Annotated in this window: 14 protein-coding genes and 1 tRNA gene; 6 read left to right on the top strand and 9 right to left on the bottom strand. The window is 69.2% G+C overall.

The genetic code is table 11. From position 1 onward, the window contains the following. Positions 1-115 precede the first annotated feature (115 nt). The 3 genes from AXE84_RS05955 to AXE84_RS05945 all read left to right on the top strand — a co-directional run bounded on the left by AXE84_RS05955 (position 116) and on the right by AXE84_RS05945 (position 2,734). Positions 116-191 (top strand) — tRNA-Thr (locus AXE84_RS05955). A 92-nt stretch (positions 192-283) separates the two neighbouring features. Then, positions 284-1,489 carry a methyltransferase domain-containing protein gene (locus tag AXE84_RS05950; protein ID WP_167542043.1) on the top strand — a complete coding sequence of 402 codons (1,206 nt, stop codon included), beginning with the start codon at positions 284-286 and terminating at the stop codon, positions 1,487-1,489. 246 nt (positions 1,490-1,735) lie between these two features. Next, the gene (locus AXE84_RS05945) at positions 1,736-2,734 is read left to right on the top strand and encodes a hypothetical protein (protein WP_236750189.1); all 999 of its coding nucleotides are present in this window, start codon (positions 1,736-1,738) and stop codon (positions 2,732-2,734) included. A 127-nt stretch (positions 2,735-2,861) separates the two neighbouring features. Here AXE84_RS05945 and AXE84_RS05940 read toward each other — a convergent pair whose 3' ends face one another. Beyond that, positions 2,862-4,226, bottom strand: a complete 1,365-nt coding sequence (locus tag AXE84_RS05940; RefSeq protein ID WP_060957200.1) for a PAS domain-containing protein — start codon at positions 4,224-4,226, stop codon at positions 2,862-2,864. A 290-nt stretch (positions 4,227-4,516) separates the two neighbouring features. Here AXE84_RS05940 and AXE84_RS05935 point away from each other — a divergent pair, with 290 nt between their 5' ends. After that, complete coding sequence (locus AXE84_RS05935) at positions 4,517-5,878, top strand: serpin family protein (RefSeq protein WP_208854580.1); 1,362 nt, start codon at positions 4,517-4,519, stop codon at positions 5,876-5,878. A 226-nt stretch (positions 5,879-6,104) separates the two neighbouring features. Next, on the top strand, positions 6,105-6,551 hold the full coding sequence (locus AXE84_RS05930; protein ID WP_003788918.1) for a GNAT family N-acetyltransferase: 447 nt from the start codon (positions 6,105-6,107) through the stop codon (positions 6,549-6,551). Between the two features lie 50 nt (positions 6,552-6,601). Here AXE84_RS05930 and AXE84_RS05925 read toward each other — a convergent pair whose 3' ends face one another. The 8 genes from AXE84_RS05925 to AXE84_RS05890 form a co-directional block, all read right to left on the bottom strand. Continuing rightward, positions 6,602-7,462 (bottom strand): HAD family hydrolase, encoded by an 861-nt coding sequence (locus AXE84_RS05925; RefSeq protein WP_236750188.1) that lies wholly within the window; start codon positions 7,460-7,462, stop codon positions 6,602-6,604. 150 nt (positions 7,463-7,612) lie between these two features. Continuing rightward, a complete protein-coding gene (locus tag AXE84_RS05920; protein WP_060957198.1) occupies positions 7,613-8,539 on the bottom strand; it encodes an HAD family hydrolase in 927 nt (308 codons plus the stop codon). A 92-nt stretch (positions 8,540-8,631) separates the two neighbouring features. Beyond that, positions 8,632-9,231, bottom strand: a complete 600-nt coding sequence (locus tag AXE84_RS05915) for a hypothetical protein (protein ID WP_060957197.1) — start codon at positions 9,229-9,231, stop codon at positions 8,632-8,634. Beyond that, on the bottom strand, positions 9,224-10,006 hold the full coding sequence (locus tag AXE84_RS05910; protein ID WP_060957196.1) for an HAD family hydrolase: 783 nt from the start codon (positions 10,004-10,006) through the stop codon (positions 9,224-9,226). Before AXE84_RS05910 ends, AXE84_RS05915 begins: the two co-directional genes overlap by 8 nt. 186 nt (positions 10,007-10,192) lie before the next feature. Then, positions 10,193-11,047, bottom strand: a complete 855-nt coding sequence (locus tag AXE84_RS05905) for a PTS system mannose/fructose/sorbose family transporter subunit IID (protein ID WP_060957195.1) — start codon at positions 11,045-11,047, stop codon at positions 10,193-10,195. Between the two features lie 21 nt (positions 11,048-11,068). Further along, a complete protein-coding gene (locus AXE84_RS05900; protein WP_010613332.1) occupies positions 11,069-12,001 on the bottom strand; it encodes a PTS mannose/fructose/sorbose transporter subunit IIC in 933 nt (310 codons plus the stop codon). 108 nt (positions 12,002-12,109) lie between these two features. Next, the gene (locus AXE84_RS05895; RefSeq protein WP_009407462.1) at positions 12,110-12,601 is read right to left on the bottom strand and encodes a PTS system mannose/fructose/N-acetylgalactosamine-transporter subunit IIB; all 492 of its coding nucleotides are present in this window, start codon (positions 12,599-12,601) and stop codon (positions 12,110-12,112) included. Further along, entirely contained in the window at positions 12,601-13,041 is a 441-nt protein-coding gene (locus tag AXE84_RS05890) for a PTS sugar transporter subunit IIA (protein ID WP_060957194.1), read from the bottom strand. Before AXE84_RS05890 ends, AXE84_RS05895 begins: the two co-directional genes overlap by 1 nt. Before the next feature lie 95 nt (positions 13,042-13,136). Between AXE84_RS05890 and AXE84_RS12875 the strand changes: the two genes are divergently transcribed. After that, on the top strand, positions 13,137-13,322 hold the full coding sequence (locus AXE84_RS12875) for a hypothetical protein (RefSeq protein ID WP_150116255.1): 186 nt from the start codon (positions 13,137-13,139) through the stop codon (positions 13,320-13,322). The last annotated feature ends 3 nt before the right edge of the window (positions 13,323-13,325 follow it).

The raw sequence follows: 13,325 nt of genomic DNA, 5'->3' as shown, positions 1-13,325 counted from the left end.
CGGCACTCACAGGCCCGGGCGGCGACGGACGCAGTACCGTCTCCCCCGGTTTCCCGCCCCGGGGCGGTCTGTGTCAGACTGTCCCACGCACCTGCGGCCGCCTGGCCGGCCGCGCGCCGCTTTAGCTCAGTTGGTAGAGCAGCTGTCTTGTAAACAGCAGGTCGTCGGTTCGAGTCCGACAAGCGGCTCCACTCATCGCCCGCAGCCGTCCGGGGCCCGGCCGCGCCTGTCGCGGCCCCACCCACGGCCGGCCACGAGCGCACCACCGGGAGGGGACATGTCGGTGACCGCAGCAGACGCGACGTCCTGCGCCCTCCACGACGCCGGCACCTGCCGCTCCTGCCCCCACCTGTCCCTGCCGATACCCGACCAGCTGGCCGCCAAGCAGTCCCGTGTCGCCGCCCTCCTGGCCGAGCACATCCCGGCCGACCTGTGGCAGGCGCCAGCGGCGAGCGCCCCCACCGGCTTCCGCAACAAGGCGAAGATGGCGGTGGCCGGGACCGCCGCACACCCCACCCTGGGGATCCTCGATGGCGCCGGGCGCGGCGTCGACCTGCGCACCTGCCCACTGCACGTGCCCGCCATCGAGGAGGCCCTGCCGGTGCTGGCCGACCTCATCACCGACCTGGGCCTGCACCCCTACGACGTGCCCTCGCGCCGCGGCGAACTCAAGTACGTCCTGGTGACCGCCTCGCCCGACGATGACCTCATGGTGCGCTTCGTCCTGCGCTCCCGCCGCTACCTGGAGCGGCTGCGCGCCGCCGTGCCGGACCTGCACCGGCGCCTGCCCCAACTAGCGGTGGCCGCCATCAACATCCAGAGCGTCCACCAGGCCGTCATCGAGGGGCCCGAGGAGATCGTCCTGACCGAGGAGGACCGCCTCCTCATGCGCCTGAGCCTGCCGTCACCGGAGCTGGGCGGCCAGGCAGGCCGGCGCGCCGAGAGCGTCGAGCTGCCCCTCTACCTGCCCACCCGTTCCTTCTTCCAGACCAACACGGCCGTGGCCGAGGCGCTCTACGCCACCGCCCGCGCCTGGGCCGAGGAGGCCGAGCCGGCCCGGGTGTGGGACCTGTTCTGCGGCGTCGGCGGCTTCGCCCTGGCCCTGGCGGCGCCCGGCCGTCGGGTGCTGGGTGTGGAGGTCTCGGCGTCGGCCATTGACGGGGCGCGTGCGGCGGCCGACCTCATGGGCCTGGACCCGGCCCTGGTGCGTTTCGAAGCCGGTGACGCCCGCGTTCTGGACCCAGCCGCCGGGGCGCGACGCCCGGATCTGCTCGTGGTCAACCCGCCCCGGCGCGGAATCGGGGAGCAGCTGGCCACTCGGATCGAGGCCTCCGGCGTGGAGCGGGTGCTCTACTCCTCCTGCAACCCGCGCACGCTGGCGGCGGACCTGGCGCACCTGCCCTCGATGCGGGTGGTGCGCTCGCGCCTGTTCGATATGTTCCCGCACACCGAGCACGCCGAGGTGCTCGTAGAGCTGGTACGGGACTAGGACGTGGCGCGAATTAGGGGCTGCGGGGCTCTCCCAGTGCTGTCGCGAGAATCCCGACCCGCCGCGGTCGTACCTTATGCCTCTCAGTCGAGGGGTAAAGGGTACGACCGCGCGATCTACCCTACGAACCGAACAGCCGGCACGACGCCGTCACTCCGTGGCCACAGCACTGTCGTTCCCTGCTGCATCCACAAGGCTCAGATGCTGCGGTGGCCACCTCATCTGCCCACATATCACGCTTGACGCATGGAGCCCTATCCCGAACCGCCTCAGCTACCACCCGTTGTCGCGTCCGCCGGCCCACCGGCCACCATGCGCAACCCCGTCAGGATCCTTCGCGGCATCTACGCGGACATCGGCGCACAGGACCTCCCCCGGTGGGAGGCCGACAAGCGCCTCAGCCTGGCCCGCTGCGCCGCCGCCTGTCTGCAGGTCCAGTCCGCGCGCTGTCTGAGCCACGAGTCCGCCGCACTCGTTCACGGTCTGTGGCTGCGGGAGCGTGAGCCGGATGTCAGCGTCGTCGTCCCCTCAAGTCCGCACCATCCTCACCAGAAGCTTCCCCTCCCACCTGGGGCACGACGCCTCACGTACCTGCGCCGACGACACCTGACGCTGCCGCGGAAGGACATCACCACCGTCTCGGGCCTGCCTGTGAGCACCTTGATGCGCACCACGGTCGACTGCGCCTTCGACCTTCCCGCCCACGACTCGGTGTGCGTGGTCGAGTCGGCGCTCCGCGCTATCGCCCGTCCGTCGCGATACCAGTACTCCCAGTCGAGCCGCCGAGTCGAGGCTGCCCGGCATCAGCTCCAAGCCGCCGTCACGGCGCAGGGCCGACGTGCCGGGGCACGGCGTGCACGTGCCGTCGTTGCCATGGCCTCGGCCTTCACCGAATCACCAGGCGAGTCGCTGCTGCACTGGTTGGTGCGCGCCCTGGGTCTACCGGCTCCGAGAATTCAGATGGCGATCACGGACGTCCACCGCTCCCGCCTCTACTTCCCCGATGAGGCCTGGCCGGAGTACCGAGTACTGGCGGAGTTCGACGGACGGATCAAGTACAAGACCCCCGAGGACCTGTGGCAGGAGAAGCAGCGCCAGGACGCCCTGACTCGCATGGGCTGGCGCATCGAGCGCTTCATCTGGGCCGACTTCACCCACCTCGACGTACTGCGCGCCCGGATCCTGAGTCTCTTCCCGGCGACCATCGCCCACGCCGCGCGCCCTGTAGAAGACCTGTGGAGATGACCGCCAGCACCTTCCCCCGCGCGGTCGTACCTTATGCCTCTCAGTCGAGGGGTAAAGGGTACGATCGCGCGACCTACCCTACGATCCCGCGGACGGCTCATCGTGCTCTCGCGGGCGCAGCGGCCGGCTAGCCGAGCTCGGCCAGGGCGGCGCGAACGTCGGCCAGGGCGCTGTTGATGGCCTCGGCCTCAAAGGGGACCTCGAGGTCGCGCAGGCGCACGGCCAGGTCGGCCAGGTCCCGGGCCTCACCGAAGCCCTGCTCGGCCAGAGTGCGGGCGGTGGTCACGGAATCGGCCTGCCCGGCGCCGGCGGCCGCAGCCGCCTCGAGAACCTCCAGGATCGGGCCCTGGATGACGCCGAGGTCCTCGGCCACGACATCCAGCTCGCCACCCACCAGCTCGCGGCGCGCGTCGAGCAGGCCGACGCGCTGGGTCAGGTTGTCGGCGCCGTCGCTCAGCGCCGAGCACAGCTCGCTGAGGCTGCCGACGGCGTCGTTGGCGTCAACCTCGTCCTGACCCTGGAGAATCTGCAGGGCGAAGAGCCCGGCGGCCAGGTTGTGCAGGCGGGCCAGGGCGATGCGGAAGCTCACCGAGTCCAGGTCGCCGCGCAGCGCCTCGATCTGGCTGCTCAGCGGGTGGAGCTGCTCGGAGCACTCCAGGACCAGGGCGTCGACCTGCTGGCAGCGCGCGGCGACGTCGTCGGCCTGCTCACCGTGGCCCAGGACCTCGACGTCGGTGCCGACGGCGCGCATGGCCTCGCGCAGGGTGCCCAGGCGGGTCGAGAGGGCCTCGATCTCGCCGGCCCGTTTGCCCAGGAGGTCGGCGAGCCGCTGGCCCTCCTGGAGGATGCCGACCAGCCCGGCGGTCTCGGCCTCGATCCGGCCCATGGCACCCAGGATGCGGGCCACGGGGCCCTCAGTCTGCGGGCTGTCGGGGATGCCGACGCCGTGGGCGAGCAGCTCGCCGACCTCGGCGACCAGTACCCGGCGGGTGAAGTCGATGGCGTCGGCGTAGCCCAGGGCCTGCAGCTCGGCCTGGAGGGCGGCCTGCCCCGCGGCGGCCACCTCCCGGCGGGTGGAGCCGGCCGCGGCGGAGGCATCCTCGACGTCGCGGACCCGGGCGTAGGCGGCCTCGATGTCGTCGCGCAGGTCAGTGAGCATCGGCAGGGTGCGCACGGAAAGGTAGCCGGAGCCGGAGGGCACGATGGTGGCGAAGACGCGGTAGTGACCGTCGTCGGAGGAGCGGTTGGTGATGTAGGCGCTGGCGGCGCGGCCCTCCTCGATGGCGTCCCAGATGGAGCGGAACAGGCCGGCGGGCATGTCCGCGTGCCGCACGACGTTGTGGGCCCGCCCCACCAGGGCGCCGCGCGGGTAGCCGGACAGGCGCATGAAGGTGGAGTTGGCGCGGCGGATGCGCCCGTGGGAGTCCGTGGTGGAGAAGAAGAGCTCGTCGGCGGCGAAGACGTGCTCGACGTGAGCTGCGGACTCGACCATGAGTGACCTTCCTGGGGCGGCGCAGGCGCGCGGCGTCGGAGCTGCGGGGCCTGCGGGGCGTTGTGGGACCTTGGTCGGAAGCCTACTCTTGGCCGGCCTTCGAGGCAGCCGATCCCGCAGGAAGAACGCGTCACCGCGGTCACGGCGCGATGGGGCCGTTTTCTGCCGATCGAGTGGTCGAGGGCGATGGGGTCGCAGCGGTCCCGCCGGCGGGCAGCCGGGGATGACTCCCCACGACGGAAGCGCGCCAAGGCCCTGACAGGGCAGGGTGGGCTCCCTAATCTGGCGTCATGATCCCGCCTGACTCCGTGAGACTGTCCGCCTCCAAGCACTGCGGCCTGGCCCGCCGCCAGGTGCTGGCACTGGGCGCCCTGGTTCCCGCAGCAGTGGCGCTGCTGGGTGGCTGCTCCCTGGCGTCGGGCACGCAGCTGACCTCCAAAGTCACCCGGGAGAAGGTCAGTCTCTCCGACGTCACCTCCGAGGCTGCCAAGGCCGCCACCGCCTGTGACCAGCTCGGGAGCAAGCTCCTGACCCACTACCTCAAGGAGGACTCATCGACGACGGCGATGGCCTCCCCGCTCAGCCTCGCCCTGACCCTGGCGATCCTGGCCGACGGCGCCACGGACGCCTCCAGCCAGGGCTATGACGCGCTCCTGGGGCTCTCGGGTGAGGACCGCGACCGGGCCTGGTCGGCCATCCAGAACTCCCTGAGCCGCTACGACGGCGACCTCAAGGGTTTCGACCCGGACACGATTCCGGACAAGCCGCTCGTTCACCTGGCCAACCATGTCCTCATCGCTGACGAGAAGGACTTCAAGGTCAAGCAGAGCTACCTCGATGCGGTGCTGCGCTGGTTCTCCGCCGAGATTGAGCAGGTCGGCGTGAGCTCCATGAAGGAGAACCTTGACGCCTGGGCCTCGCGCAACACGGCCGGGCTCATCCCGAACAGCGGCATCAAGGTCACCGAGGACACCCGCCTGGTGGTGCAGAACGCGCTGCTCTTCGCGGCCCAGTGGGACAACCCCTTCTCGGCCGAGAGCACCCACCAGGAGGACTTCACACTCGCCGGGGGCAAGACCGTCAAGGCCGACCTCATGCACAGCACGCACTCCATCCCCCACGCCACCGGGAAGGGCTGGGCAGCAGTGCGCCTGGCCTACGCCAGCGGCGAGGACGGCAAGGACTCCAACCTCGCTCTCGACGTCGTCCTTCCCGACGCCGGTACCCTCCCGAGCGCCATGGATGCCGGGACGTGGGCGGAAGCCTCCAAGGCCCTGGACAAGGCGCAAACCAAAGAGGTGGCGCTGTCCCTGCCCAAGCTGGACCTCACCTCCGAGCCCAAGGATCTCCTCGACTTCCTCAAGGATCAGGGGCTCAAGACCGTGGGCCTGGACCGGATAGCGCCCAAGCTCGAACTGACCCAGGTGGTCCAGCAGGTGCGTCTCATCCTGGATGAGGAGGGCACGGTCGCGGCCGCTCTGAGTGAGGCCGCGGGGGAAGCCATGGCGGCACCGGGGCCGCAGACCAAGCCGATCACATTCACGGTGGACCACCCCTACGTGCTGCGGCTGCGGGACCTGACCAGCGGAACCGCCCTGCTGGAGGCCGTCGTCATGGATCCCACGGTCAAGACGATCGGCGGCTCGGCCTGACCGGGCCCGCCAGCAGTCGACCTGGGCATCCCACCAGCCCAGGCGCCCTCACAATCCGGACGCTCCACCTCACCGGTCGAGGCACACCGCCAGATTCTTCCGGTCGGTGGGACGTCTCGCCGCCCGGAGCGCTTCCAGGCGGTAGGCTCCAGGGCTGACAGGAAGCCGGTGCGGGACCAGCCCGTCTCGGCCCGCCACCTCTTTTCAACCAGCAGGAGAACTCCTCATGACCGTCGAGCTCGTCACCACCTCCAGCCCGGAGATCGTCGAGGCCATGGAGCGCCTCATCCCGCAGCTCTCCCGCAGCGCCCCGGCACTGACCGCCGAGCAGTGCGAGGCCCTCATCGCTCAGGAGGGGGTCTTCCTCTTCGTCTTCCGCCCCGAGGCCGAGGCCGGCCAGAGCGCACCGATCCTGGGCATGCTCACCCTGGCGACCTTCACGATCCCCACGGGCCTGCGCGCCTGGGTGGAGGACGTCGTCGTCGACGGTGAGGCCCGCGGCCAGGGTGCCGGGCAGGCCCTCGTGGAGGCCGCCGTCGAGCACGCCGGGAAGCTGGGCGCGCGCACCGTGGACCTCACCTCCCGCCCCACGCGCGAGGCCGCCAACCGCCTCTACCGCCGCGCCGGCTTCGAGCTGCGGGAGACCAACGTCTACCGCTACGCCCAGGCCTGAGAGGCACGCCCCGCGGGCCCCTTCCTACCGCCATCACTTCGACCGAATCTTCAGAATCGACCCGGAGCCGCGTCTTTTTTGAAGTTTCTGTCGAAGTGTGGGGGGCGCTGAGCCAGCAGGGCGTCGATGAAGGCGGCCACGCTCGGGGTGGTGCGCCCGCCAGCGGCCTCGACGACCTCGTCCGGGGCGCCACCGATCGCACAGGGGACGTCGGCCCGCTCGAACATCGAGATGTCATTCCAGGAGTCGCCCACGGCGGCCATCTCACTGACCTCCACGCCCTGCTCGGCCAGGAGCTCAGCGAGCCGGCCCAGGCCCGTCCCCTTGGACTCGCCTGCAGCCGTGACGTCCACGAAACCGGTCGAGCGGGTGCAGCTGATGCCGTCCACCGTCTCCTCCAGGCCTCGGGCCAGCGCCGCAGCAGCCCGAAAGTCGGGGATGTGCAGCGGCATCGAGGTCACCCCCAGGCCCGCGACCTGCGACAGAGGCGCCGCGGTGAAGCGGTCCGGCGGCGTGCGCTGGTCAGTGGACAGGCCGATCGGGTCGTCCAGCACGTAGTCGCGCTCAAGGGTCGAGGCGAACACGGAGACAGGGGCCTGGACGACGTCGCCGATCGCCCGCACGACCGCCCGCACCTGGTCGGCCTCAAGCATCCGGGTGCAGTGCACCTGACCGGCGGCGTCGATGACGGTCGTGCCCGTGGCACACACGGCGTAGTCGTAGTCCAGGCCGATGGACGTCGAGGCCCGGGCCACCTCGACGGCGTGCTGCACCAGCCGCACCGAGCGCCCCGTGGCCAGCACCAGGAGGTTGCCGGCCGCCCGCCAGCGCACGAGGGCCTCGGCGTCGGCCTGCCCGACGACGTGGTGGAAGACGAGGGTGCCGTCGAGATCCGTGGCGAGCAGACGCATGCCGGCGAGCATAGCCCGCGCCGCCCGCTCCCGCCCCGCGCCTCGGCGCATCAGCGCACCAACGCCGCACCACCGCAACACTTCGACCGAATCTTCAGAAACGACCCGGAGCCGCGTCTTTTTTGAGAATTCGGTCGAAGTGTGTGGGGACTAGAGGGTCGGTCGCCCCATGAGGGAGTCGATGAGGTCGGCGAGGCTGGAGACCGTGCCGTCGCACTGGGCCACCACCTCCGGCGGCGACCAGGGCAGGGCGTAGGAGTGGTCGGCAGCCTGGTGCATGGAGATGTCGTTCCAGGAGTCCCCGATGGACCAGGTCTCCACCGGCTCCGCCGTCCCCGGGCCGACGCCGAGCCCCGCCGAGCCGCCGACCGGCGCCTCGCTCGCCTCACCGGTCGAAGCCTCCCCGGCCCCGCTGGCCGCGCCCGCCCTGGACGCACCCTCTCCGGCAGCCCCGGCCGCCTCCCCGGCGGGCGGCTCAGACAGGCCCGCCACCAGCCGCCTGAGGCCCGCCCCCTTGGAGGCCGAGGCGGGCACGACGTCGATGAAGTCCTGGTTGCGGAAGCCCACCGCCTGCCCCTCCCAGCGCCGGTGCAGGTAGGTCTCGGTGCGCGCGGCCATCTCCGGGTCGGTGAAGCGCATCGGCACCCCGATGACCTCGCGCCCGTCCAGCTCTCGCCGGGTGGCCGGCCGGAACAGGGTCAGCAGCTCGGAGCCGGAGCCGATCGTGTCGTAGACGAGCAGGTCCTCGTCCAGCCCGGTGGTGAAGACGGTGACGCCCGGCGCCCCTTCGACGAAGTCAAGAATGTCCTCGACGACGCCGGCCGGCAGCGCCGTGGAGCACTGCACCCGGATGTCCGCGTCCACGATGGCGGCGCCCGTGTAGAGGATGGCGTTGTCGAACTCTAGGCCCATTGGCACCACGACGTGCTCCAGCGCCGAGACCGACCTGCCGGTGTTGATGACCAGGAGGTTGCCGGCCGCCCGCCACCGGGCCATGGCCTCGCGGTCACGCAGCGAGATTGTCCCATTGAAGACGATGGTGCCGTCCAGGTCGGTGGAGATGAGCCTGCGTGGCATGGGAGTCCTTTCCGTTCAGGTTCTGCCGGTCTCCAGCTGCTCAGAGCGGCTCGCGGGCTGCCTACGAGCCGCCCAGGAGTCGCCCGGAATCGCTAGGAGCCGTCAGCAGCCTTATTCTCCTCATTCTTCGCCGCAGCGTCAGCGGACTCGTCAGCGTCTTGGACCGTACTCTCCCGCCGGGCCTTCTTCTCCGCCTTACGAGCCTTCTTGGACTGCTTCTTGTCCTCGCGCTCCAGGCGCTCGTGGGCCCACTGGGCGTAGCCCTGCAGGAGGCTGCGCGAGTCGGGGGTGAGGATCTTGTTGTCCTCGAGCAGCCCCTCGGCGCGCAGGGTCATGAACCGCAGGTACTCGGGGTTGCGGGTGAGCCCCCACTGGCGCTTGGCCTCCTCCAGGTCGGAGACGTCACGGCGCACCTGCCGCTCGATCATGGCACGCCCACCCATGAGGAAGATGGCCACGAGCAGAGCCACGATCGAGCCGATGCCCCGAGTGAAGGGGTAGAGGACGCAGGCGATGACCATGAGCCAGGTGACGTACTTGCCCATGGAGTGGGTGTAGCCGCGCCAGCGGCCGTCGTCCCCGGTGGCCCAGGCGCGCAGCTTGGCGCGCCCGTCGGGATCCCCGCCGTTGAACCAGTCGCGCACCCGGACTCCCAGGGTTCTTCCGACGTCGGTCTTACTGTTCTCACTCATGCCGGTCTCCTTCCAGGATCGTGGTGATGAGCTCGGCCATGGAGCCCGTGGTCGTCTCGCACGCAGCCGTCACCTCCGGCGGGGACCAGGGCAGGGCGACGGAGTGGTCGGCGACGGCGTGCATGTCCAGGTCGTTCCAGGAGTCGCCGATGGTCCAGACCTCGATGTCCTGTCCCGCCAGGGGCCCGTCCAGGAGGGCGCGCAGTCCCGCGCCCTTGGTGGCACCGGCGGGCACGAGGTCAAGGAACTCCTGGTTGCGGTGGCAGTCCAGGACGCCCTCCCAGCACCGGGTGAGGTCATCCTGGAGGCTCTCGCGCAGGGCGTCGTCGGTGACGCGCAGGGGCACGCCGATGAAGCGGTGGGCGTCCATTTCCTCCAGGCTCAGATGCTCGAAGACCGCGAGGATGGAGGAAATCTCCTCGTTGTTGTCGGCCAGGATGTAGTCGGTCTCGATGGAGGTGGCGTAGGTGGTCACCCCTGGCAAGTCGACGGTGCGGGTCGCCACGTCGCGGGCGACGCCGTCGGGCAGGTAGCAGGCCGAGAGGACCTGGTAGCTGCCGTCGATGAGGACCGCCCCGGTGAAGACGACGCCGTAGTCGAAGTCGACGCCCAGAGGCGCCAGGACGTCGCGGGTGGCGAAGGAGGACTTGCCGGTGTCCACGGCCAGGAGGTTGCCGGCGGCCCGCCAGCGGGCCATGGCCTCGCGGTCGGCCGGGGAGACGGAGCGGTCGAAGACGATGGTGGCGTCCAGGTCGGTGACGAGGAGTCGGGTCACGCGGGTTCCTTGCTTGAGGGGGCGGAGAACGGGGACGACGTCGAAACGGAGCGGATGGGACGAACAGACGCCGGCGAGGCCCGGAAGAAGCCTTCAGCATTCTACCGAGCGTGTGGAGCGGGGAGGGAACCGGAGGCGAGTCCTCCAGCGCCCTCCCCGCTCAGGGACGGGATGCGGATACCGTCGTCAGACTCCCAGGAAGCCGGTCCAGCGGCCCAGGATGCCGACGGCGAACATGCCCAGGATGATCCACAGGGCGTTGACCTTCTTATTGAGCAGCCACATGCACAGGAAGGTCAGGCCCAACGCCGCCAGGCCGGGCAGCAGCTGGTCGAGGATGCTCTGGACAGTGGTGTCGACCATGATCCCGTCGTCGTTCTTCACTGAGGAGACCACGGTCGGGAACTTGATGGAGGTCCACTTGGAGACCAGGGCGCCCATGACGAACAGACCCATGATGGCGGCCATCTGGGTGATCTTCCTGAGCTGGCCACCACCGACCTCGGTGACCATCTCGGTCCCGCGCTCGTAGCCGAACTTCAGGCCGTACCAGCGGGTGAGCACACGCAGGAGGTTGATGCCGACGAAGAACAGCAGCGGGCCCACGATCGAGCCGTTGAGGGCCAGGGAGGCGCCCAGCGCCGCCAGGACGGGGCGAGCGGTCCCCCAGAAGATGGGGTCGCCGACGCCGGCCAGCGGCCCCATGAGGCCGACCTTGACCGAGGTGATGGTCTCCTCGGAGATCTCCTCACCCTTGGCCTTCTGCTCCTCCATGGCGGCAGTAACACCGAAGACGACCGAGGAGACCCAGGGGTGGGTGTTGTAGAACTCCAGGTGCCGCTTGAGGGCGGCGGCCTGGGCGCTCTTGTCGTCGCGGTAGAACTTCCGGATGGCGGGCATGAGTGTGTAGCAGAAGCCCATGGCCTGCATGCGCTCGAAGTTGAAGGAGCCGAGCAGGAAGGTGGAGCGCCAGTACATCCGGCGCAGGTCACGAGTGGTGAGCATCTTCTCCGCGGTGGCCGGAGCGGTTTCAGTAGTCATAACAGTCTTCCTTCTTCCAGCTCAGTCGAGCTCGTCGTCGAGGTCGTCATCCAGGTCGCTGCTGGAGCCGCTGCTGGCTGCGGGGGAGGCGGCGGCGGGCAGGCGCACGGAGTCATGGAACTCGGGGTTGAGCTGGACGTAGATGACGGCCAGGCAGGCCCCCAGGATGCCCAGCGCCACGAGGGTGGCGCCGTTGGGAGCGAGGTTGATGACCCACTTGTCGATGCCCTTGCTGTGGTCACCGACCGAGGCCGAGCCCCCCACGGTGGTGGCGAAGGTGGCGAAGATGAAGCCCAGGAAGAAGAAGGGCATGAGCTTGCGCGCCTTCATCATGTTGATGACCATGGCGTAACCGACGACGACGATGAAGCCTCCGGCAATGCCCAGGCCCTCGGTGATGACCTTCGGAATGGCGTCGAGGGCGTGCTTGACCGTGTCGCCTGAGGCCAGTCCGGCAACCACTGCGGTCGGGATGGCGACGCGCAGTCCCTGCAGGCCCAGGGTCGTGAAGTGCATGATGGCGATGCCCCGGTAGTTGGCCTGCTCCGCGAAGCGGTCCGCCTGGTGGGCGAAGAAGATGGCGATCGTTCGTACGAAGATCGTCAGGGCCTGGCCGGCGACGGCCAGCGGGACGGCCACACCGATGGCGGCCGCGATGGCGCTCTTGGTGGAGGAGGCGTCACCGACCGAGGCCACCGCGATGATGGTGGAGACGGTGGACGCCAGGGCGGAGTCGGGAGCCATGGCGGCACCGACGTTCATCCACCCCAGGGCGAGCAGCTCCAGGGAGCCGCCGACCATGATGCCAATGGTGGGGTTGCCCAGGGCGATCCCGGTCAGGGTGCAGGCGACGAGCGGGCGGTGGAACTGCCGCTCGTCCAGGACGCTGGCCATACCCGCGACGAACGCCACGAGCGTGACCAGAATGATCTGGATCAGATTGATGTCATGCACGGTATGTCTCTCTCATGTGAGGGTTGACAGGACACTCCTGCTGAGCCCACCACCGAAGGGTGACGGGATGGAGGTGTCTGAGGGAGGTGTGGGGACGGAGCCGCGCCCTTAGAGCAGGCCCTTCTCCTTGAGGGCCCCCATGAGGTCGGAGCTCGCGGTGGAGGGCACCTGCTGGATGTACTGCTTGATGCCGCGGGAGTCGATCTCCTTGAAGGCCTCGACGTCGGCAGGGCTGGCGTAGACGGCCTGGGAGACCTGGCTGGTGCCCTGCTTGAAGGTCATGCCGCCGACGTTGACCTCCTTGGCCTCCACGCCCAGGTCGAGCAGGCGCACGATGTCGGCCGGGGTCTCGACGACGATGACGGCCTTGAGGGTCTCGTACTTGGGGTTCTTGTAGACGCGGGCGGCCTTCTCCACGCCCAGCACGTGGACCTTCACCTTGCCGCCACCGGTCTGCAGCATGAGGGTCTTGCGCAGCTCGTCGTTGGCGGCGCCGTCGGAAACGGCGAGGATGGCCTCGGCGCCCAGGGATCCGGCCCAGTTGTTGGCGACCTGTCCGTGAACCAGGCGGGAATCAATACGCAGGAGCTTGACGTCCATCAGAGCTCGTCTCCTTCATCGTCGGAAGTGGTGGTGGGGGCAGGGGTGAAGACTTCGGAGAGGACCTTGACGCCGTCGACGGCGGAGGTGCGGGCGGCCTCCACGAGCTCGACGAGACCAGCGCCGGTGAGACGTCGGGACAGGACCTCGATGACCATGGGCAGGTTGACGCCGGTGACGACGTCGGCGTCGTCGCGTCCCGCCGCGAACCGGGCGGCGGCGTTGTAGGGGCTGCCGCCGAAGAGGTCGACGAGGATGAGGTACTCCTGGCTGGGGGAGGCCTCGACCGCGGCGGCATACTTCGCCAGCAGGTCATCGGGGCCCTCGGAGGGCTCGAAGGTGACGGCGACGACGTCGTCACTGGGACCGACGATCATCGCTGAGGAGGCAACCAGACCTTCAGCCAGGTGTCCGTGCGCGGCTACGACCAGGCAGACCATGGGCGGGGACCTTTCCCATCCGGGCTGCCGCCGAAGGTGTGTATGGCCTGGGCAACAGCAACGTGTGTGACAGGGCGACGATAAAAAGGATCAGCGTGATCGCCACCACTCATGCGCCCACCACTTTCACACAGAAGCGCACAAAACCAATGAAGATAACGCGCGTTACCAACACATCACCGGAACTTTTCGCCGGAAATATGCGTTTTGCTCAAATCAATCCCGAACAAAGCGAGCCTCAGGAAGCACATTGTGTTGTGCCTCACATCATAGGACAATAGTCC

The sequence above is a fragment of the Actinomyces oris genome (genome assembly GCF_001553935.1).
In the GTDB taxonomy this organism is placed as follows: Bacteria; Actinomycetota; Actinomycetes; order Actinomycetales; family Actinomycetaceae; genus Actinomyces; species Actinomyces oris_A.
Note: the sequence above shows the minus strand (reverse complement) of the source record. Positions and strands in the feature narration are given on the sequence as shown.